We start from the raw sequence: 21,284 nt of genomic DNA, 5'->3' as shown, positions 1-21,284 counted from the left end.
GAGTGGTCGCTTGGCCGAGTAAACGGTTGTAAGAGCGGTTGAGCGGTTGAGCGGTTAGTTGAGGACAATAAAAAAGCCCGTCCAAGTGGACGGGCTTTTTGAGCAATAAACGCCGAGGGCGATTACTTCTTGTTAAGACGCTCTTTGATTCGAGCTGACTTACCAGAACGCTCACGCAGGTAGTACAGTTTGGCACGACGTACTGCACCGCGACGTTTAACAGTAATGCTGTCGATAACTGGCGAATGGATTTGGAAAGTACGCTCTACACCTTCACCGCTTGATACTTTACGTACGGTAAATGCAGTGTGTAGACCACGGTTGCGCTTAGCGATAACCACACCTTCATATGGCTGCAGACGCTCACGGTTACCTTCTTTTACTTTAAGCTGTACCAGGACAGTGTCACCTGCTTGAAACTCAGGCAGGTCTTTTTTCATTTGCTCTTCTTCGAGCTGCTTGATGATGTTACTCATTGTTTATAACCCTAGAATAAACTGAAACTCAATTTGATTCGGCACTTGCACGGTGTTCTTTTATGAACTCGGCAAGTAGTGATTCCTGTTCGTCAGTCAGAGCTAGGTTTTCCAGGAGCTCTGGTCGTCGTAGCCAAGTGCGACCTAGCGATTGCTTTAATCGCCAGCGACGAATGTCCTTGTGATTGCCGGATTTTAGCACCTCTGGTACCCCCAACCCGTCTAACACTTCTGGACGTGTGTAGTGTGGACAGTCTAACAACCCGTTAGCAAAGGAGTCTTCCTCTGCTGACGCCATGTCGCCGAGTACACCCGGTACAAACCGAGCAACCGCGTCCACCAGCGTCATTGCGGGCAGCTCGCCCCCACTGAGCACAAAATCTCCCACCGACCATTCTTCGTCTACATGGGTTTGAATAATGCGCTCATCTACCCCTTCATACCGGCCGCAAATCAAAATAAGTTTGTCATTGCTAGCCAGTGATTCAACCCCCGCTTGGTCGAGCTTGCGCCCTTGCGGAGAGAGGTAAACCACTTTCGCTTTATCGCCTGCGGCATGTTTGGCAGCGTGAATAGCATCGCGCAACGGCTCAACCATCATCAACATACCGGGGCCACCGCCGTAGGGTCGATCATCAACCGTACGGTGTCTGTCGTGGGTGAAATCACGCGGATTCCACGTTTCGACGTTTAACAGCCCTTTTTTTACCGCTTGGCCCGTGACTCCAAAATCAGTGACCGCTCGGAACATTTCAGGAAACAGGCTAATAATGCCAACCCACATATTTCCGCTCGCTTACCGTTGGAGTTTAAAAACCAGGATCCCAGTCAACTTCGATCCGTTGAGCAGTGCGATCAATTGACTTGATAACCTGCTCTTCAAGGAACGGAATTAAGCGTTCCTTTTTGCCAAAAGCATCTTTGAGGTTGGCTTTGACGACAAGTACGTCGTTAGAGCCGGTTTCGAGCATGTCAGTCACCGTACCGAGGTGGTAGCCTTTCGCATTCACCACGTCCATGCCAAACAGCTCACGCCAATAAAACTCTTCATCTGATAAAGCAGGCAGCGACTCAGTCCCTACTGCAATCTCAGCATTGGTCAGCATCTGCGCGTCTTCGCGCTGATCCAGCCCTTTGAGCTTGGCAACATACCCCTTGTTGTGGCGTTTCCAGTCTTCTAACTCGAAACGTTGCCACTCGCCACGCACCTGGATATACCAAGGTGAGTAGGCAAAAATGCTCTCAGCTTCTTCAGTGTAAGAAAAAATCTTGAGCCAGCCACGAATACCGTATGACGCGCCTAGCTTGCCAACCACGATAGTATCTTGCTCACTCATTTCTTCTTTTAACCCTGACACTGGAGACTTACGCTGCTTTCGCGGCGTCTTTAACTAGCTTAGCCACACGGTCAGAAACCGTTGCGCCTTCGCTAACCCAGTGGTTTACGCGATCCAGGTCAAGGCGTAGTTTCTCTTCCTGGCCTTGAGCAACAGGGTTAAAGAAACCGATTTTCTCGATGAAGCGACCGTCGCGCGCCTGGCGGCTGTCAGCTACAACGATTTGATAAAATGGGCGTTTTTTCGCGCCATGACGTGCCAAACGAATGGTTACCATATCGTCCTCATTTGCATTACTTAATAAAATTGGCCCCGTTTCGCGTAAGCAATGCGGGGCCTCGTGCCAAAATAAAGCTCGGGAATTTTACTCTTTATTGCTGTGAATGCAACTGGTTTAGTCAAATTTCCACCAGTTGTCCCAAGCCTCACAGCGAGTTGATCTGCCTGCCAGCACTGGGCTGACAGGCAAGTCCGCTATCTGATTAGCCCATGAATCCGCCAGGCCCACCTGGGCCACCACCCGGTGGCATCATGCCTTTCATTTGGCGCATCATGTTGCGCATGCCACCTTTTTGCATCTTCTTCATCATTTTCTGCATTTGGGTAAACTGCTTAAGAAGACGGTTCACGTCCTGTACTTGGGTACCTGAACCCGCAGCAATCCGCTTTTTACGCGACCCTTTGATAATTTCTGGACGCTGGCGCTCACGGGGTGTCATCGAGTTGATGATCGCTTCCATCTGCAAGAACATTTTATCATCAACGTTATCTTTCACGTTGTCGGGCACATTCGACATCCCAGGCAACTTATCCATCATGCCCATCATGCCACCCATGCCCTTCATCTGCTCAAGCTGGTCGCGAAAATCGGCCAAGTCGAAGCCTTTTTTCTGCTTAAACTTCTTGGCCATTTTCTCGGCTTTGTCTTTATCGACATTACGCTCGAGATCTTCGATAAGCGACAAGACATCGCCCATCCCTAAGATACGGGATGCCACCCGGTCAGGATGGAAAGGCTCCAGTGCGTCGGTTTTTTCACCCACACCCAAAAATTTGATCGGCTTGCCGGTGATATGGCGCACCGATAATGCCGCACCGCCACGGGCATCACCATCAACTTTGGTCAATACCACACCCGTTAACGCCAACGCGTCATTAAAGGCTTTGGCGGTATTTGCCGCATCTTGACCTGTCATCGCGTCAACCACGAACAAGGTCTCTACTGGGTTGACCGCACTATGAACGTCCTTGATCTCGTCCATCATGGCGTCGTCAACGTGCAAGCGACCCGCGGTATCGACAATCACCACGTCGTAGAACTTCAGCTTGCCGTGATCAACCGCCGCTTTGGCAATATCAACGGGATTTTGGTCAGCACTCGAGGGGAAGAAATCCACCCCGACTTCACCCGCCAAGGTTTCCAGCTGTTTAATCGCCGCAGGGCGATACACGTCCGCAGACACCACCAAGACTTTCTTTTTTTCTTGCTCGGTAAGCATCTTACCCAGCTTGCCCACACTGGTGGTTTTACCCGCCCCTTGCAAGCCTGCCATCAAAATCACTGCGGGCGGTTGGGCCGCGAGATCCAATTTTTCATTGGCATCGCCCATCACCGCTTCCAACTCGGCTTGGACAATCTTGATAAATTCCTGCCCTGGGGTCAGGCTTTTAGACACTTCAATGCCAACGGCGCGTTCTTTGACGCGTTTGACAAAATCACGAACCACAGGGAGCGCGACATCGGCTTCCAGCAGCGCCATACGCACTTCGCGTAGGGTCTCTTTGATATTGTCTTCCGTTAACCGACCACGGCCGCTCACATTTTTGAGCGTCCGGGATAAACGTTCTGATAAGTTTTCAAACATGCGTTACTCGCCCACTCGTCCTATTGGCCCATGATTTTTCATCTGGGTGCAATCGCTGTCGCGAAATTACTGAGATTATACCGCAATCCCCCCATCGCTTGCATGTATCGATAGCGACGAAGATTGAGGCAAGGTATACTCACACCTTCATTCTTATTGATTAACTGACTGATCGGTGACGATGGAAATTCTGACAGCCTTATTCGCATCAATGCTTTATCTGGCCGCCATTTTGCAGATCATCCCCGGCTTGTCCAGCAACAATCAAATTAGTGCGAAGCCGGTCTTTTTCACCGCCGTGGCTGCGCTGGCGCTGCATGCTTATTTGTTAAAAGACCTGATTTTATCCGGCACAGGACAGAATCTTAGCATGCTCAACGTCGCCTCCTTGGTGAGTTTTATCATTGCGATGATGACCACAGGGCTAATTTTTCGATTGCGGCTGTGGTTCTTGCTCCCGGTGGTTTATGCCTTCGCTGGGCTAAACTTGGCGAGCGCGACCCTGCTGCCCGGTGCCTTTATTACCCATCTCGAATCGCACCCAGAGGTGCTATTGCACATTTCTCTGGCGCTGTTCGCCTATTCAACCTTGATGATCGCTACGCTCTATGCGCTGCAGTTGGCCTGGTTGGATTATCAACTCAAACATAAAAAACGCCAGGTCATTAATCACAATGTCCCTCCTTTAATGATGGTGGAACGACAGCTTTTCAACATCATTTTGGTGGGTCAGGTACTATTAACCTTCACTCTAATGACAGGATTTATTTTTGTCGATGATATGTTCGCGCAAGGGAAAGCGCACAAAGCCTTCCTTTCTATGGCCGCTTGGGTCGTGTATGGCGTTCTCCTTTGGGGGCATTATCAATCAGGCTGGCGTGGACGCCGGGTGGTCTGGTTTAGTATTGTGGGCGCCTTTCTACTCACTTTAGCCTATTTTGGCAGTCGTTTTGTCCGTGAGATTCTGATCGCGGGTTAAGACAGCGCGCGCATCACAGAGGGCAACCGGCCCCTGCGCGTGGCGGTAGTATACACTCGAGCATAGGCTCTGATTTTAAAACAAACGTAAGGAACAGTTCGTTGGACGACATATCGACGGGAATTTTAATTTCCCTTTTGGTATTGCTTATCGTCATTTCCGGTTATTTTTCCGGGTCTGAGACAGGCATGATGGCCCTTAACCGCTACCGGTTACGCCACCTTTCTAAATCAGGCCATAGCGGCGCTAAGCGGGTCGAAAAACTGCTCACTCGGCCAGACCGATTGATTGGGCTTATCCTGATCGGCAATAACCTGGTAAATATTCTTGCCTCGTCAATCGCGACCGTATTGGGGTTGCGTCTTTATGGCGATGCCGGTATTGCGATCGCCACCGGGGTACTGACGATGGTGATTTTGGTCTTCGCTGAGGTTACCCCTAAAACCCTCGCCGCCCTCTACCCGGAACGGGTCTCTTTTATCAGCAGTTTTGTACTGACCATTCTGATGAAAGTGTTCTATCCGTTGGTCAGCTTGGTGAACTTTATTACCAATGGCTTTTTACGGATACTGGGATTAGGCGCCAAGGCGGATGGCAAAGACAGCTTAAGCACCGAGGAACTGCGCACGATTGTTAATGAGGCAGGGAGTCTGATCCCTCGCCGTCACCAGCATATGCTGCTGTCGATTCTTGAGTTAGAAGAAGTGACCGTGGATGACATTATGGTACCCCGTAATGAAATCACCGGGATCAATATCAATGATGACTGGAAGTCGATCATGCGCCAATTCACTCATGCTCCGCATGGACGGATGGTACTCTATCGCGACACCATCGACGAAGTCGTTGGCATGCTGCGCGTGCGCAAAGCGTACCGCTTAATGGTTGAGAAAAACGAATTTAACAAAGAAACGCTGCTTCGTGCCGCCGACGAGGTTTACTTCATTCCTGAAGGCACACCACTGAACGTGCAAATGCTGAAGTTCCAGCGCAATAAGCAACGTATTGGTTTGGTCGTTGACGAATATGGCGACATGATAGGTTTGGTGACCTTGGAAGATATTCTCGAAGAGATCGTGGGTGAATTTACAACATCATTGTCTCCAAGCTTGGCAGAAGAAATTACACCATTAACCGACGGTGGGTATCTGATTGAGGGCAGCGCCAATATTCGCGACTTGAATAAGAGCCTTAATTGGGCTTTACCAACCGATGGGCCGCGCACCCTCAATGGGCTCATCCTCGAACATTTGGAAGATATCCCTAACAACCGCTTAAGTGTGGAGATTGATGGCCACCATATTGAAATTGTCGATGTCGCAGACAATATGATTAAGCAAGTGAAGGTGTTGCCGGCTAAGCAACCACAAGCGAGTGTAAACAGCTAGTTGAGCCACTTCGCATCAGCCATATCACGGCACTAGCACGCTGAAAAAGCCATGCCATGAGATGAACGCACAAAAAAGGTGGGGCATTCCCCACCTTTTTTGTGCTTGCCCTTTTTAGGTCATCATCTGATCGCCCGTTACCACTGCCATCATGAAGAGCTGTTTTCCGTACAGGTATAATGCCGTAATGCCTCAATAAAGCTGGCCTCTTTGATCGGTTTCACTATCACATAGTCGGCACCTGCTTGATAAAAAGCCTCATGAACGTGACCGTACGCATCGGCCGTGCACGCATAAATGGGGACATCGAGACCCAACGTTTTACGAATCGCTTTTGTCGCATCAATGCCGCCAAGCTTCGGCATATGATTGTCCATTAATACCAGATCATAATGCGCTTGTTGGAGACGCTCGAGGGCCTGCTCCCCATCTTTCACCCAATCAACTTCAATCTGGTATTTTTTGCAAAAGGCTTGAGCCACCATGGCATTGATTTTGTTATCCTCGACCAGCAACAACCGCTCTATGCCCAAAGACGCGGGGTCAAAAGGGTCGGCCTCTACGGTTTGTGCCGGTTTAGCGTGTGTCACAGCCACAGGCACAGTGACCATAAAGCGGCTACCTTTATCCGGCTCACTGGTCACATCAATCTCTCCTCCGAGCAAGTCGAGTAAGCTTTTCACGATAGATAAGCCCAAGCCACTGCCTCCGTATGTGCGCGTGACGCTGGAATCGGCTTGTACAAAGGGATCAAACAAGGATGATAGCGCTTGTTGATTCATCCCCACCCCCGTGTCAGTGACCTCTATATGTAAGCGTGTTTGCTCACCCGACTCGACTAATTTGATGGTCATCCCCACCTTGCCAACATGGGTAAACTTCACCGCATTGCTCATCAAGTTGAACAGGATCTGAGTCAGACGTGATTGATCAGAGCACACCATGGTGTCATCGGCGACGGGAGCATCAATGGTCAGTGCAATCTGTTTGCTCTCACAAATCGGGGTATAGATATTCTCAACCGTGCGAATCATGTCGTGCAGATAAAAGTCGCCGTGCTCGATAGTCATCTTTCCTTGTTCAATTTTGGAAAGATCAAGCACATCATTTAACACAGTAAGTAAGTGCTCACCACTTTGATAGAGACTCCCTAGCAGCTCTTTTTGCTCTTTTTCTTTCGCCTTATCACTCAATATCTGGGTTATACCTAAAATACCATTGAGCGGCGTTCGAATTTCATGGCTCATCTTAGCCAAGAACTCAGACTTGGCACGGGCAGAGGCTTCTGCCGCTTCTTTAGCGCGTTGGCTTTGTTGCTCCGCTTCAATCAAAGAAGTGATTTCTTGCCCCTGCCCAATCACCGCTTTCACTTGGTTGTCGACCATCAACGGCGCTAAGTTCCAACGGTAAACCCGACGATCAATCTCGATATTCACCCCTTTTAAAATCGTCCCGTTTAATGCACGTTGTAGATGAGGGGTAATCGCATACATAAACTGGTCGTAGAGCCAACTAGAGGCATGGATTTGCTCGTCATAGTTAAGCTTTAGTTTGGCCGCGGGGTTAATACGTGTGATATCAAAGTGGGTGTCCCAAACGATGATGGGCGACAAGGCATAGTCAAACAGGTCTTGTAGGGAGCGCTCTTTTTCATACAAGGCATCAAATGTGGACTCCAGCGTCTTACCGATATGGTTAAACTCTTCAATATCCGAGCCCGCAAAAGGCAAGGTGCGCTGTCGCGAGCGCGCGCCTTGGGTATAACGCATCAATTTTTCCAATGAATCCGCGATGCGCGTTTGCACAAATCGGTTAACCCAGATCGCTGCCACGATAATCACCATCGTGGTCAGCAGCAGGTTAATCCCCATTTGCCGTTGCAGTGCCACCACATTGTCATTTTGCTGTGCCGACAACAGAGCAATTTTTGAAGGCTCACCGGCGATGCGTAACTTGGCTTGGCTCACCAAATAGTGGCGAAACGCCTGGCTCTCTCCTGGCGAGGGCAGCGTAAGATCGCGCCCAATCTCATCGTTGCTGCTCAGCGTCGAGGCGAGAGTGACATTATCTGCAGACAACCACACCGCTTGCGTACCGCTCGCGCGCTGCAAACTTTTGACAAACGAGAAGTTGCCATTAAGCATCACCACCACATATAAGTAGCCCCCCAGCTTGCCGCTGGATTGAAATACAATCGGTGTGCGTCGCATTAACAGGTAGCTCTGCTCCATCTCTGTGGTGATGGTGGTTAACGCCCACCGATTAATCCCCCTTAACTGGAGGCGTAGCTGCTCTAACTGCTCACGATCAATACCATGAAAGAGGCTGCTACCATCATGCCACAGCACCCGATCGTCTTTGGCGATAAAACGAAAATCGGGGGTGTTGGCCACGTCTTGCTGTTCTTGCTCGATAAAATAGTCATCCAACGCCGCGCTGTTCTCATTCGCCACCATTGATTGCAGTGTCACACTGGCCGCATTGGTATTTTGGTGGATTTGTAGTGATGTGAGACGACTGTCAAACACATTTTGCAACAGGCGAGACGTCTGCGTCAGCGTGCGGGTAATTTCTTGATTAATCCCCGCCAAAGTAAGCTGATAACTCTGTATATACACCCCGGCCGTCACAAAGAGGAAAAAGACCACGATCAAACGGGTCAGTAATTGAGACAGTGACAGCTTCGGCGAACCCGATATGGCCATTTTTTAGTCCGAATACCTAAATGCTTTTTTCTTAAGTGCCTCTATTCGCTTGGGATCATCGTAGCGAGTGACCACTTCAAACCGCCCAGAATAGACCACAGGCACAGGTTGATGCTCAATGTCACGTTTGATCGCCTCGGCCATGGCGATACCTGTATCATCATTCATTCTCATCACAGTCACATCAAGTTGACCGGCGGCAATCGCGTCAAGCTCTGCTGAGCCACCTCCCCAGCCATTGAGTCCAACCGTGTCACGGCCTAGCTCATCGAGGGCCTGGACAGCGCCAAACGCGACGTCGGTTGCACACGCATAAATAAAGTCGAGCGTTGGATTATTGTTTAGCATCGCTTTGGCCGCCTGGTAACCCGACTCTCGGTCACCCTTGGTGTAATAGGCAGACAGCAAGTTGCTATCAGCGTGCGAGCTCATGGCCTCAATAAAGGTATCTCCCCGTGCATCACTGACATAACCTTGCGAAAAATAAAGCACCGAATAATTCACGCCTTCAGGATATCGCTCTTGGTAATAGGTTGCCAACGCACGGCTACCACGTTGGTGATCAAACCCCACATATAAGAATGGTTGATTATCTTGCCACGCTTTTACGGGCGTGGTGATGTTTTGCAAAATAAGCTTGGTTTTGTTCTGGGATAACACATGGTTAATAAACTTACGATGGCGCACACTGTTCAAGGTAAAAATGAGGTAATCGGCCCCATCACGCAGCGCCGCATACAACGAGGCGCTTTGTTCACGAATATCGGTATTGGGGCGCGTCGTGACTTGTTGGAGCTCATATGGGATATTAAGTGCATTCAGCCGCCGCTCGAAGGCACGTACGTTACGTTGCCAGTAATCGGATATTTGCTCGCCTGGCACCACCACAGAGATTTTTATTGGCTCCATGGCACCTAAAAAAGGCACCGGCTCTGCTTGTACCTGAGCGTCCAATTCGGTGGTTAAGCTTTTTTGCTCAGGGTGCAGGGCAAGGTACTCATCGTAAGACCAAAAGCCATTGAGTGATCCGTGGGCACTGGACATCACCATCAGCAAGGTGAGCCCAGTCAACCAACGGAAAAAACGGATCGCGTCATTTAGGTGTCTGGTGCGTAAACTCACTTTTATCCCACAGCCTTTTTGTTTCCAAGTCAGTGTCAGCTTAGCGAAACCCGTGCACGGACGCAGCGAGAAAAGCGAGAAGCGTGCTTGATGAGGCAAAAAAGATGCAACAAAGCCTACACTTCCCAGGCATTTATCTAGCAATCAAGACAAAAAAGGGAGAAAGCCATGAATACCAAGAAAAACGGCAGCCCAATATGGACTGCCGTTAACGTTCAAGACAGAGGCACACTAGTCAACGCGCAACGTTTGTAGCATGGACTCAGGCAAGGAAAGATCATCGTTTTTATTCACGGTCACCCCTGCATCTATGATGGCACGAGCGATATCTTTTGCCTCGCTGAGTGAGTGCATCTCATACGTCCCGCATTGATACTCGTTGAGCTCAGGGATCTTGTCTTGCGATGGCACAACCAACACATCTTCCATCGCCAGTTCCCATGCTTTCGCCACCTCAGGCTCTTGGGGCTCCCCAATCAGGCTCATGTAGAAGCCAGTACGACACCCCATAGGAGAGATATCAATGATCTCGACCTTATCGCTGTTAAGGTGCTTACGCATAAAGCCGGCAAACAGGTGCTCGAGCGTGTGGATCCCTTTTTCCGTCAAGTGCTCTTCGTTAGGGCGACAAAAACGAAGGTCAAAAACGGTAATCGTATCACCGCTGGGTGTTTGCATCGTTTTGGCGATCCGCACTGCTGGCGCATGCATACGTGTATGATCAACCGTAAAACTATCTAGTAGTGGCATCTTACCTCCTTTATTCCTCGCAGTGCCCCTTAAAATGGCCACCAGCTCAGATTATCCTCGAGTCGTTGTCGGCAACCTTTTAGCTGCCAACCGTAGTCCTTTGCTTGTTGTTCGACTTTACGCGCCACGCGTTTTAACCCGGGTTTCCCCTCAAACGAGCCGCGCTGAAATCCACCTCTACCTTCATGGTAAGCCAAATACTGGCGATACACATCCCATTTAGACACCCCGAGTTGGCGGTAGGTTGCATCGGTATACCAACCAATAAACTGCAACGCATCGGCAAAGTCAGTGCGGGAGCCGCCATTGTCTGTGGCTTTTTGATAATCAGACCAAGCCGGGTCTTGCGCCTGCGCATAGCCATAGGCACTGCTAACACGCCCCCACGGCAAGATGCCTAACACATAATCACGGGGTGGCAGGGCATCATGCACAAACGCGCTCTCTTGCTTGACGAACGCCATGGCCACTTGGATGGGCGTTCCCCAATCCGCTTCCATCTCAACCGCTGCTTCAAACCAATCTGGGTGTTGGTCGAATATCTCACAGAGGTTATTGGGATTATCCGGTGGTGGCGTGGCACATCCTGATACCATCACCACGGTGAAGAATGCGCCAATATGACGGAAAAAGCGCTTCCTGCTCATCGTCGTCCGTCCAATTACCAGCTTTCGGCCATGGGCACGTCTTTAAAATAAGCATTCAAAAAAGCTTCAAAGCTTTGTGTATCGCTTTCTTCGACCGCTTTTTGACGCGCGACGCTCTCTTTGGCTTCTTGTAAAAAGTCGGCATCACTGTGGATCTTGTAAGGCACATCCGCTAGCGCCGCTTTATGGTCACGGGCAAGGCTTAGCCCTAGGCCGCCGATACCGCCTTGCGCGATCACGTCTGCCAGAACACGACCAGATAGCGTGAATTCTGGGTTATCAAAACAGGCGATCATTTTATCACATACGGTTTCATAGCGATGGTCGTCGACCGCGCGATCCATGACTTTCGCTAACTGCTTAAGCTCCCCCATCACTTGTAACCCCCACTCTGCTTGCGTCAGGGTCTCGCCCTCACATCCTGTTGTTAGGGTTAATCCTGGTTTGCGGCCTTCGAGTACAATCTTGTTCCAATTGTCACGCCAGCAATTGAGTTCAGGGTCGGTCATCGGCTCAGAAGGCGATAACGCACACCAGGAGACAAAGAGATCAAGAAAATGGATCTGATCCTCTTCAATCCCCACCGGGCTGTATGGGTTGACGTCCAAAGAGCGCACCTCAATGTACTCGACACCGCCTCGCTCAAGCGCTTCGGTCGGCTTTTCACCGCTTTCGGCATTCCGTTTGGGGCGTATAGGCGCATAGAGCTCGTTTTCAATTTGCAGCACATTGGTGTTGAGCTGACGATACGTCTCGCCATCACGAATACCTAACTTGGCAAACGCCTGTGAGGGAGTACGAATCGCGCTTCTTAAACCTTCAAGGTATTGTTCTAGGGTGTTAAAACCAATTTTCAGATCCGCTTGTGCATTATTGGTATACCCTAAGTCACTCAAGCGCAGCGACGTCGCATAGGGTAAGTAACACGTACCTGACGGCATATGCTCAAAGGGCAACTGGCTTTGCGCATGCTTGATAAACGAGCCACATAACGCAGGTGACGCACCAAATAGATAAGGGATCATCCAACCATGGCGATAATAATTACGAATAAGATCAAAGTAACCTTGGGTGACTGACGCTTGGCTTACCGTGTCTGAGTGGTACAGATGCTGCCAAAATGTCTCAGGCAAAGAGATGTTAAAATGCACCCCTGAGATCACTTGCATCACACTGCCATAGCGATGCTTGAGCCCTTGGCGATACAAGGTCTTCATCCGCCCAATATTTGAGCTGCCGTATTGCGCTAAGGTGATATCGTCTTCGGATGCCACCACGCACGGCATTGACATAGGCCACAACTGTTCGTCGCTCATTTGCTGATAGGTAAAGCGATGGATATCCTGCAACTCATCCAGCATCCCTTTCACCGACGTGTTAACCGGCGTAATAAACTCCAACAGTGATTCAGCAAAATCCGTCGTGATCCAACGGTGTGTCAGCGCGGATCCAAGTGTCTCTGGATGCGCCGTTTGCGCTAAATGACCTGCTGGCGTAATGCGTAATGCCTCGCGCTCCAATCCGCGGCCAATCCCCTTTAATGCATCTGGGTTTTGCGCTAAACGCGCTAACCGTTGGGTAAAGTCAGTCAAAATGTATCTCTTATTTTTTTAAGCTGCGTGGCGGTCAATATAAACAAGCTATTACTCAAAAGCCATCACGCAGCGGAGTAAGTTTATCCAAATAGGCTTATCGGTAATCGAGCGCTAACGTGCGCACTGGCAAGCCAAGTTGACGTAAGCTATCACCAAGACGAGAGGCATCCCCGACCACAATAATTTGATAGTCGTTAGGATCAAACCAACGTGCCGCCTGGGCATTCAGCTGTTGCAATGAGATTGATTGCAATAAGGCTTTTTGTGCCTCTCGGTAGTTGTCGTCTAAATCAAAGGCTTCAATATGTGCTATCAAGCCTGCTTTTTCCCATGGCGTTTCATAACTCAGCGCATCACGCTGACCACTCGATTGACGCAGATAGGCCAATTCTTGTGCCGAAAAGCCATTTTCTTGTGCATGCGCCATCTCTTGCCATAGCGCTTTAATCGCATCGTGCGTCGCATCAGCACGTACATCGGTACTGACTTCTATGGTGCCTGTCTGTCGGCCTCCATAAACACCACTGTGCGCGCCATAGGTATAACCTTTATCTTGACGCAAGTTTTGATTCAGGCGCGCATTAAAATTGCCCCCTAAATTAAAGTTGGCCAAGCGGGTTTTAAACATCGGGCCGGTGGCATCGTATGGCATACCATGGCGCACCATACGAATACTGGTTTGTGGGGCTTGCGGTTTATCTACCAGCCAAATTTGTGCCTGGTCGTAGTCTTTCGGGACAGCACGCGCCACCTGAGCCGTAGGCTGCGTTTGCGCTTGCCACGGTGTGATCCGGTTGGCGAGATTGATCGCATGTTCACGAGAAAGGTCGCCCACCACAATCAATTGGCTGCCTCGCAATACGTAGTGCTGGCGATAGAAGTGTTTAACATCGTCAAGTGTCATCGCTGCAATATCTTCCGCGACGCCGCCCTCTGGCGCACGGAAGGTGGCATCTTGATATAACAGCTGGTTTGTCGCTTGGCTGGCTAGCCAGCCTGCATCATCGGCGCGAGATGCCAGACCTTCCAACAACTGGGCTTTAACACGATCAAAATCTTCTTCTGCAAAGGTCGGCGCGCGCAAGGTTTTATTCACGAGTTTCAGGGTCTCACCCAGATGCTTTTTCAGTGATGTTACCGTGATTTGTGTATGGTAACTGTCCGCGTCGATATTGACTTGACTGCCCAGCTTGTCTAGGGCTCGAGTGAGCTCAGCGGCCGACATACCTGCTGCGCCCTCGGTCACCATGGTTGCCGTTAAGTTAGCGATACCTCGCTGATCGTTAGGCTCCATCAAGGTGCCGGCAGGTAAACGAAGCTGCAAGGTGACCGTGGGTGTCTCGCGACTCACTGTGCCTGCCAGATGCATCCCATTGTCCAAGTCGGCCCGATAAATGCGTGGCACATTAACCGTGACACTCCCATTAGGAGCCGGGATCTGGGTGCGATCGAAATTTTCTGGGGGTTCACGTCGTGCTAACGTGTCGTGCTGGCTTTGCGTCTGTGCCTGTTCATATTCTGGACGTTGATAGATAAAATTCGCGGGCGCAGCGACCAAGTCCGTCCGTCCAATAGGGACCACACTGGTGTTTACTGCGGGCTGATCTTTTATCCACTGCCGATAGCTTTCCATCACCTTGTCAGGGGTCACCGCATTCAGGCGTGAAAGGCGCTGATTCATACGGTTTGCATCACCGTAGAGCGTATAATCACTGGCCAGCTGTGAGACCTTACCGTCGACACTTTGTAGCGCAAAGATATTATCGGCTTCCACCATGGATTGGATTTGGTTGATATCCTCGTCACTGACGCCTTTTGCCTCAAACTGCGTCATGGTTTGCGCTAACAAGGTACGGATCTCAGCCAGAGATTGACCTTGGCGACCGACACCGTAGACCTCAAACGTACAAGCTAGCTCACCACACTGGTGCGATGCGCCTGCACTTAACAGCTGCCCCGTTTGTACCAGGGATTGATAAAGGACACTGTCACGCCCTTGCCCCAATACATTGGCCAGTACCCCCAGGCGCGTCGTGGTGTCCGTCTCAGGCACACTGGTAGGAAAGGTCATCACCAATACCGGTTGCGATACCTTATCTTCCAATGTCACAAAGCGAGAGCCGTCCAGCGTGACCGGTTGCGGTTTCGCCTCTGGTATTGATGGGCCTTGAGGAATATCACCAAAGTATTTTTTCACCCACGCTAAGGTTGTCTGAACATCAATGTCGCCACCAATGGTCAAGGTGGCATTGTTCGGCCCATACCAGCGCAGGAAGAATTGCTTGAGATCGCCAACATCGACACGGTTAAGGTCCTCAACATAACCAATCACCGGCCATGAGTATGGGTGACCCTCAGGGTAGAGTGCTTGATTAATGGTCTCGTTAACGCGGCCATACGGGACATTGTCTATCCGAAATGCCCGTTCGTTTTTCACCGTGTCACGCTGCACTTCAAATTTGCGCTGAGAGACCGCATCCAGCAAAAAGCCCATGCGATCAGATTCAAGCCAAAGGACACGCTCAAGCTCGTTGGCCGGTACGGTCTGGTAATACTGGGTGGTGTCGCGATTGGTCGAGCCATTGTTATAGCCCCCCACCTCTTTAATACGTTTTCCGTGATCATCTACGTGCTCAGAGCCTTCAAACATCATATGTTCAAAAAAATGCGCAAAGCCTGATTTTCCCGGCTCTTCTCGGGCAGAGCCCACATGGTAACGTACATCAACGTTGACAAGAGGGTCGGAGTGATCCTCATGCAACAACACCGTCAGTCCATTATCTAATTCAAATTGCTGATACGGGACTTGCGCACTCCCTGGCGGAGGCGCGACGGTTTTAATCCAAGTGACGCCCTCAGGTGTTTGGGTTGGGGCTGAGCCAGTCAACTGGCATCCAGACAACACAGATAGAAAGAAAAACGTGGCAAGCAATAAACGTGGCATATGATAGTTCCTAACCCGCTACCCAACGGATTGAGATGACAATCACTAGGTAGCGCGATGCTTTTGCAACAAAGATAATCAGCCAGCACCAAGATTGTCGAAGGCGCAGCCAACCGGCAACCACGCAAAGCGGATCACCAATAATCGGTACCCAGCTTAATAGCAAGGCAGCATAACCATAGCGTTGCAGCCCAGCGAGCGCTCGGCGGTGCCATGATTGATGCGGTTGATAATCAGGCAGCCAACGCCCGATGGCGTAATTGGTCATGCCACCGAGTGTGTTGCCTACCGTGGCAATCGCCACAACGATCCCATCCGCGAATGAGTGCTGAGTTAATAAATACACCAAGTTGGCCTCAGAGCCACCTGGCAATAAGGTCGCACCTAAAAAGCTGGTGGCAAACAGCGTTGCCAGCAGCACCCAATCGTCCATTCGACCCCATGTATTATCATTGGTTCAGCGCGAACTCTCTACGACGCCACGGCCTCATCAACCCGACGAGAGCCGGAAGACGAAGCCCTGAGGTTAAGACGAAGGCATTTCCAACACACGTTTACCGCGAGTATGGCCTGCCTCGAGTGCGCAATGTGCCTGCGCGCCCTGCTCAAGCGGGTAGACCGCAGCGATATCGATCTTAAGTTCACCTTGGTCCAGCATATCGAGCAAGCGCTGGGTCTGCCAAGTATTTGGATCAACCAACATACCTGTCGCCTTCAGCCCTCGCTCGGCAGCGGCGGAGGTAATGGTATCGCGCGTATTGGTGGGGACTGTGACGATACGCCCACCTGTTTTTAGGCTTGCTAATGCATCAATGGCGGTGTCCCCTCCCACCAAATCAATCACCAGATCAAATTCACCATTGCCGGTGGCCCAATGCGCTTGATGGTAATCGATCGGGGTCGCGTCCAGTTGACGTAGAAAGGCATGATTGTTTTCAGAGGCAGTGGCATAAACCTGCGCCCCGAGACGCACGGCCAACTGGACCGCAAGGTGCCCGACGCCGCCGGCGCCCGCTAAAATCAATACTTTTTCATCACGCACCAGTTTACCATGCTCAAGCGCTTGCCAAGCCGTCAGCCCAGCCAATGGTACTGCGGCGGCATCTACCATTGGCACACTTGGCGGTACTGTTGATAATAATCCGGCATCAGCGACCACATATTGGCTGTATCCCCCGCCTTCGGTCGGAAAGCCAATCATCCCAGCGACACGATCCCCAACATCAAACTTGCTTTCATTGGTGCCATTCGCCACCACAACACCTGCAACATCATAGCCAGGCACCCAAGGCAAATGATCGCGATTATGCTCAGCGGCCCAGCCGAGTCCGGCACGCGTTTTCGCATCAATGGGGTTAACGCCTGCAGCCTTCACTTGAATCAGCACCTGTTCTTCAGAGGGAGAAGGAATCGAACGGTTGACCGGGGTAAGTACCTCTGGTGCGCCAAATTCAGTGATTGCAAGAGAGAGATTGTTCGACATATTGACTCCTTTCGCATGCCATTGTGCTTATGCTGGCGTATACAGTAATGGTATTTGCCTTAACGAAGAGATTAAGCACAGAGCCATTGCAAAGCGTAAACCTCTAGTCTTAACAAAAAAAGCGGCAGACTCAATGCCTACCGCTATTTTCTTTTTATCTGCTCGGTGTCAAATCACTGACGGTTAGCCAACCAGCGCCAACAAAATACCGGCCGCCACCGCAGACCCCAGGACACCAGCCACATTTGGCCCCATCGCATGCATTAGTAAGAAGTTATGCGGGTTAGCATCCAATCCGACCTTGTTAACCACACGGGCCGCCATGGGAACCGCCGACACCCCAGCCGCACCAATCAATGGATTGATAGGGTCGCGGCTAAAGCGATTAAGGAGTTTAGCCATCAGTACGCCTGTTCCCGTCCCGATGCTGAACGCGACTGCGCCCAATACCAAGATGCCAAGGGTTTCAAACTGGAGGAACTTGTCGGCTTCCAATTTGGAGCCCACAGCCAGACCGAGAAAAATGGTAACAATGTTGATCAGCTCATTCTGGGCAGTGCCCGATAAGCGATCCACCACGCCACACTCTCGCATCAAGTTACCGAGGCAGAACATACCAACCAGCGGCGTTGCCGAGGGCAAAAATAAGATGGTCATCATCAGTACCGCCAACGGAAACAGCACTTTCTCGGTTTTCGACACATGACGAAGTTGCTTCATCTCAATCTTGCGTTCACTTGCAGAGGTGAACAACTTCATGATCGGGGGCTGAATAATCGGTACCAATGCCATATAGCTGTACGCCGCCACGGCAATGGCCCCGAGCAAGTCCGGCGATAATCGACTGGCGAGGAAGATAGCCGTCGGCCCATCCGCACCACCAATGATCGCGATGGAGGCCGCATCTTGCAGGCTAAACGCCATGCCTGGCACCAAGTTAAGTAAAATGGCACCAAACAAAGTGGCAAAAATACCAAACTGTGCCGCCGCACCTAGCAACAAGGTGCGCGGGTTAGCAATCAGCGCGCCAAAATCGGTCATCGCCCCCACCCCCATAAAGATCAGGAGGGGGAACACGCCAGTATCAATCCCGACATGATAGACGTAGTAAAGCAGGCCGCCCGGCTCGTTAAAGCCCGCATTGGGAATATTCGCTAATATCGCCCCAAAACCGATAGGTAACAAAAGCAAGGGCTCAAAGCCGCGCCGAATCGCTAAAAAGAGTAATAGGCAGCCCACGGCAATCATTACAAGCTGTGGCCACTGGAAGTTTGCCAGTCCAGTTTCCGACCACAGGATCATTAATCCTTCCATGCTGCCCTCTTATCCTAAGTGCAATAACGGCATGCCAACGGTCACGGCATCGCCTTCTTTCACTTGTACATCTTGGACAGTGCCCGCATGGGCTGCCCGCACCTCGGTTTCCATCTTCATCGCTTCCAAAATGATTAGGACATCACCTTCCTGCACGTGCTCACCAGGGGTCACCATCACTTTAAAGATGTTGCCTGCCAAAGGTGCCGTTACCGGCTCAAGGTTGCTTGGTGCGGCTTGAGGGGCTGGCGCACTCGCCGACGCTGACACCTGATTCACTGGCTGAATGTCACCCAGCGCCCCATCTGGCCCTACATCTACCTGATAGACCTGGCCGTTAACACGCACACTATAGGTTTCCACGTCGCCACTGCTTGATGGCTGAGGAGCGGCGGGCGCAGAGGCTGGCTCCCCGGTTGGTGCCGGTTCAAATGCTTCAGGGTTACCTCGGTTTTGTAAGAACTTCCATCCCACCTGCGGGAACAGGGCGTAAGTCAGCACATCATCAATGGTCTGCTCCGCCAAGGTGACATTCTCGGCCGCGGCTTTGTCGGTCAGTGTTTGGGTCAGGGCATCCATTTCCGGTGCCAGTTTATCGGCAGGACGACAAGTGATCGCCTCTTCGCCGTCTAACACGCGAGCCTGGAGGGTGGCATTAACCGGCGCGGGGGCTTTCCCATACTCCCCTTTCAAAAGGGCTGCCGTTTCTTTGGTAATGCTCTTGTAGCGCTCACCGGTTAGCACGTTAATGACCGACTGAGAGCCGACAATTTGCGAGGTCGGGGTGACTAAGGGGATATAGCCTAAATCTTCACGAACCCGAGGAATTTCCTCTAACACCTCGTCCATTTTGTCGGCCGCCCCCTGCTCTTTGAGCTGGCTCTCCATATTGGTCAGCATGCCACCGGGCACTTGTGCTATCAAAATACGTGAGTCGACCCCTTTGAGCTGCCCTTCAAATTGCGCGTACTTTTTGCGCACAGTACGGAAATAAGCCGCAATCGACTCTAGCTTGTTCAGATCAAGCTGCGTGTCACGCTCAGTGCCTTCGAGCATCGCCACCACGGTTTCCGTCGGCGTATGTCCGTATGTCTGGCTCATTGAAGAAATGGCAGTATCGAGTACATCCAAGCCTGCTTCAACCGCCTTGACGGCTGTGGCCGTCGATAGCCCCGTCGTCGCGTGGCAGTGCAAGGATAAGGGGATATCACAGGCTGCTTTGATGCGGCTTACAAGCTCGTGTGCTTCATAAGGTTTTAATAAACCAGACATGTCTTTAATACATAACGAGTGGCAGCCAAGATCTTCCAACTGTTTGGCCAAATCTGTCCAAGTGTCCATGGTGTGCACTGGACTGGTGGTGTAGGAGATCGTGCCTTGCGCATGCGCACCGACATCCACCGCCGCCCCCACTGCTGCTTGGAAGTTACGGACATCATTCATGGCATCAAAAATTCGGAACACATCCATGCCATTTGCATGTGCGCGCTCGACAAATTTGTGCACCACATCATCAGCGTAGTGGCGATAACCTAACAGGTTCTGACCACGTAGCAGCATCTGCATCGGGGTATTTGGCATCGCTTTTTTGAGCTCTCGCAAGCGTACCCAAGGATCTTCACCCAGATAGCGAATACAAGCATCAAAGGTCGCCCCACCCCAGGTTTCCAATGACCAAAAACCAATTTGATCCAGCTCGGCAGCAATTGGCAACATATCGTCCAAACGCAGACGTGTGGCAAACAACGACTGATGGGCATCGCGTAATACCACATCGGTAATAGCTAACGGCGTAGACATAACAAACTCCTTTTTTATATGTGCCTGACCACTCAACGGTGACGTTGGCGGTACTGCTGAACAGCCACAGTGATCGCGGCAATCACATCCGATGACGGCTGTGATGCGTCAGGTGCAGCTTGGGCTTTGGGCTGAGCGGCCGCGTTCGCCGCGGCAGGTGGGAGAGGGTCGCCAAAACGTTCCAGTTGGCGGACCAAAAAAATTAATATCGAGAGAAATACAAACACAACAACCATGCCAGTTAACATCAGCATCATTGCCTGTTCTAAAAGCGGGCCTAAATCCATGATTTTCTTCCTTGTCACACTCACTCTTGCTTACATCAAAGCAGTGATTGCCCCCGTTATTATCCATTTATCTTGGTGGCAAATTCATCATCGGCGTTCAAAATACTAACAATTCGCATAAATGACAATCTGACTATTGCGTTTTTGTTACCTCATAACGTCCGTTAATGGGCATTTTCACTCACTGATTAAAAAAGACGGATCAACGGGATGTTTATGCAAACTCACGGTCAGCAGGCGAATAACAACGGCGAGCGACAGCGCGCGACTGTAAAGAAAAGCAATGCCAGCTTCACGACTGTGGCACTTATGGAAAAAGCGTTTTTCCGAAAGCGACCAAGATCGTTGAAAGCCGGGCACGACAAACATTCCGGGATGATAAACAGCAAGAAGGTAAACGTGTTTAAATAAGAGGACGTCACAGAAACGAGGATGAAGACGCGAAAACGGTCGGTTTTGCCCGATTGGCGACAAGTCATGCCGCGAGGCGATGTGCGAAGGGGAGCCAAAATGGCGCGTCCGGGAGGATTCGAACCTCCGACCGCCTGGTTCGTAGCCAGGTACTCTATCCAGCTGAGCTACGGACGCGCTG

18 protein-coding genes and 1 tRNA gene are annotated in these 21,284 nt (G+C 50.9%); 2 read left to right on the top strand and 17 right to left on the bottom strand.

What is annotated here, in order from left to right:
• Positions 1-122: 122 nt before the first annotated feature.
• From rplS to ffh, 5 genes are all read right to left on the bottom strand, one after another.
• A complete protein-coding gene (gene rplS, locus BZG25_RS10465; RefSeq protein WP_046074125.1) occupies positions 123-476 on the bottom strand; it encodes a 50S ribosomal protein L19 in 354 nt (117 codons plus the stop codon).
• Between the two features lie 28 nt (positions 477-504).
• The gene (gene trmD / locus BZG25_RS10460) at positions 505-1,260 is read right to left on the bottom strand and encodes a tRNA (guanosine(37)-N1)-methyltransferase TrmD (protein ID WP_046074124.1); all 756 of its coding nucleotides are present in this window, start codon (positions 1,258-1,260) and stop codon (positions 505-507) included.
• 25 nt (positions 1,261-1,285) lie between these two features.
• A complete protein-coding gene (gene rimM / locus BZG25_RS10455; RefSeq protein ID WP_077578918.1) occupies positions 1,286-1,813 on the bottom strand; it encodes a ribosome maturation factor RimM in 528 nt (175 codons plus the stop codon).
• 28 nt (positions 1,814-1,841) lie between these two features.
• Positions 1,842-2,090: a 30S ribosomal protein S16 gene (gene rpsP, locus BZG25_RS10450; protein ID WP_046074122.1), complete on the bottom strand. Its 249-nt coding sequence runs from the start codon at positions 2,088-2,090 to the stop codon at positions 1,842-1,844.
• Positions 2,091-2,295: 205 nt separating this feature from the next.
• Entirely contained in the window at positions 2,296-3,678 is a 1,383-nt protein-coding gene (ffh, locus tag BZG25_RS10445) for a signal recognition particle protein (protein ID WP_046074121.1), read from the bottom strand.
• A 181-nt stretch (positions 3,679-3,859) separates the two neighbouring features.
• On the opposite strand from ffh, the gene BZG25_RS10440 reads away from it, so the two are divergent.
• Both BZG25_RS10440 and BZG25_RS10435 read left to right on the top strand, forming a co-directional pair.
• Entirely contained in the window at positions 3,860-4,657 is a 798-nt protein-coding gene (locus BZG25_RS10440; protein WP_077578920.1) for an inner membrane protein YpjD, read from the top strand.
• A gap of 101 nt (positions 4,658-4,758) precedes the next feature.
• On the top strand, positions 4,759-6,045 hold the full coding sequence (locus tag BZG25_RS10435) for an HlyC/CorC family transporter (RefSeq protein ID WP_046074119.1): 1,287 nt from the start codon (positions 4,759-4,761) through the stop codon (positions 6,043-6,045).
• Positions 6,046-6,194: 149 nt separating this feature from the next.
• Here the strand turns inward: BZG25_RS10435 and BZG25_RS10430 are convergent, their stop codons facing one another.
• From BZG25_RS10430 to BZG25_RS10370, 12 genes are all read right to left on the bottom strand, one after another.
• Positions 6,195-8,750 (bottom strand): LuxQ periplasmic sensor domain-containing protein, encoded by a 2,556-nt coding sequence (locus tag BZG25_RS10430; protein ID WP_077639056.1) that lies wholly within the window; start codon positions 8,748-8,750, stop codon positions 6,195-6,197.
• A 3-nt stretch (positions 8,751-8,753) separates the two neighbouring features.
• Positions 8,754-9,800 carry a substrate-binding domain-containing protein gene (locus tag BZG25_RS10425; protein WP_046074218.1) on the bottom strand — a complete coding sequence of 349 codons (1,047 nt, stop codon included), beginning with the start codon at positions 9,798-9,800 and terminating at the stop codon, positions 8,754-8,756.
• 303 nt (positions 9,801-10,103) lie between these two features.
• Positions 10,104-10,622 carry an S-ribosylhomocysteine lyase gene (gene luxS, locus BZG25_RS10420; protein WP_046074117.1) on the bottom strand — a complete coding sequence of 173 codons (519 nt, stop codon included), beginning with the start codon at positions 10,620-10,622 and terminating at the stop codon, positions 10,104-10,106.
• Positions 10,623-10,651: 29 nt separating this feature from the next.
• A complete protein-coding gene (locus BZG25_RS10415; RefSeq protein ID WP_046074116.1) occupies positions 10,652-11,269 on the bottom strand; it encodes a hypothetical protein in 618 nt (205 codons plus the stop codon).
• A gap of 14 nt (positions 11,270-11,283) precedes the next feature.
• Positions 11,284-12,861 (bottom strand): glutamate--cysteine ligase, encoded by a 1,578-nt coding sequence (gene gshA / locus BZG25_RS10410; protein WP_046074115.1) that lies wholly within the window; start codon positions 12,859-12,861, stop codon positions 11,284-11,286.
• 97 nt (positions 12,862-12,958) lie between these two features.
• Positions 12,959-15,808, bottom strand: coding sequence for a pitrilysin family protein (locus BZG25_RS10405; RefSeq protein WP_077578926.1), 2,850 nt, complete (start codon positions 15,806-15,808; stop codon positions 12,959-12,961).
• Between the two features lie 10 nt (positions 15,809-15,818).
• Complete coding sequence (locus tag BZG25_RS10400) at positions 15,819-16,241, bottom strand: YqaA family protein (RefSeq protein WP_077578927.1); 423 nt, start codon at positions 16,239-16,241, stop codon at positions 15,819-15,821.
• A gap of 93 nt (positions 16,242-16,334) precedes the next feature.
• Positions 16,335-17,291, bottom strand: a complete 957-nt coding sequence (locus BZG25_RS10395; protein WP_077578928.1) for an NADP-dependent oxidoreductase — start codon at positions 17,289-17,291, stop codon at positions 16,335-16,337.
• Between the two features lie 183 nt (positions 17,292-17,474).
• Entirely contained in the window at positions 17,475-18,605 is a 1,131-nt protein-coding gene (locus BZG25_RS10390) for a sodium ion-translocating decarboxylase subunit beta (RefSeq protein WP_046074111.1), read from the bottom strand.
• Positions 18,606-18,614: 9 nt separating this feature from the next.
• A complete protein-coding gene (oadA, locus tag BZG25_RS10385) occupies positions 18,615-20,405 on the bottom strand; it encodes a sodium-extruding oxaloacetate decarboxylase subunit alpha (RefSeq protein WP_077639055.1) in 1,791 nt (596 codons plus the stop codon).
• A gap of 32 nt (positions 20,406-20,437) precedes the next feature.
• Complete coding sequence (locus tag BZG25_RS10380; protein ID WP_077578930.1) at positions 20,438-20,692, bottom strand: OadG family transporter subunit; 255 nt, start codon at positions 20,690-20,692, stop codon at positions 20,438-20,440.
• A 511-nt stretch (positions 20,693-21,203) separates the two neighbouring features.
• Positions 21,204-21,280: transfer RNA gene (locus BZG25_RS10370), tRNA-Arg, on the bottom strand.
• Positions 21,281-21,284 lie beyond the last annotated feature (4 nt).

The organism is Salinivibrio sp. ML198, assembly GCF_001996015.1.
Lineage (GTDB): Bacteria > Pseudomonadota > Gammaproteobacteria > Enterobacterales > Vibrionaceae > Salinivibrio > Salinivibrio siamensis.
Note: the sequence above shows the minus strand (reverse complement) of the source record. Positions and strands in the feature narration are given on the sequence as shown.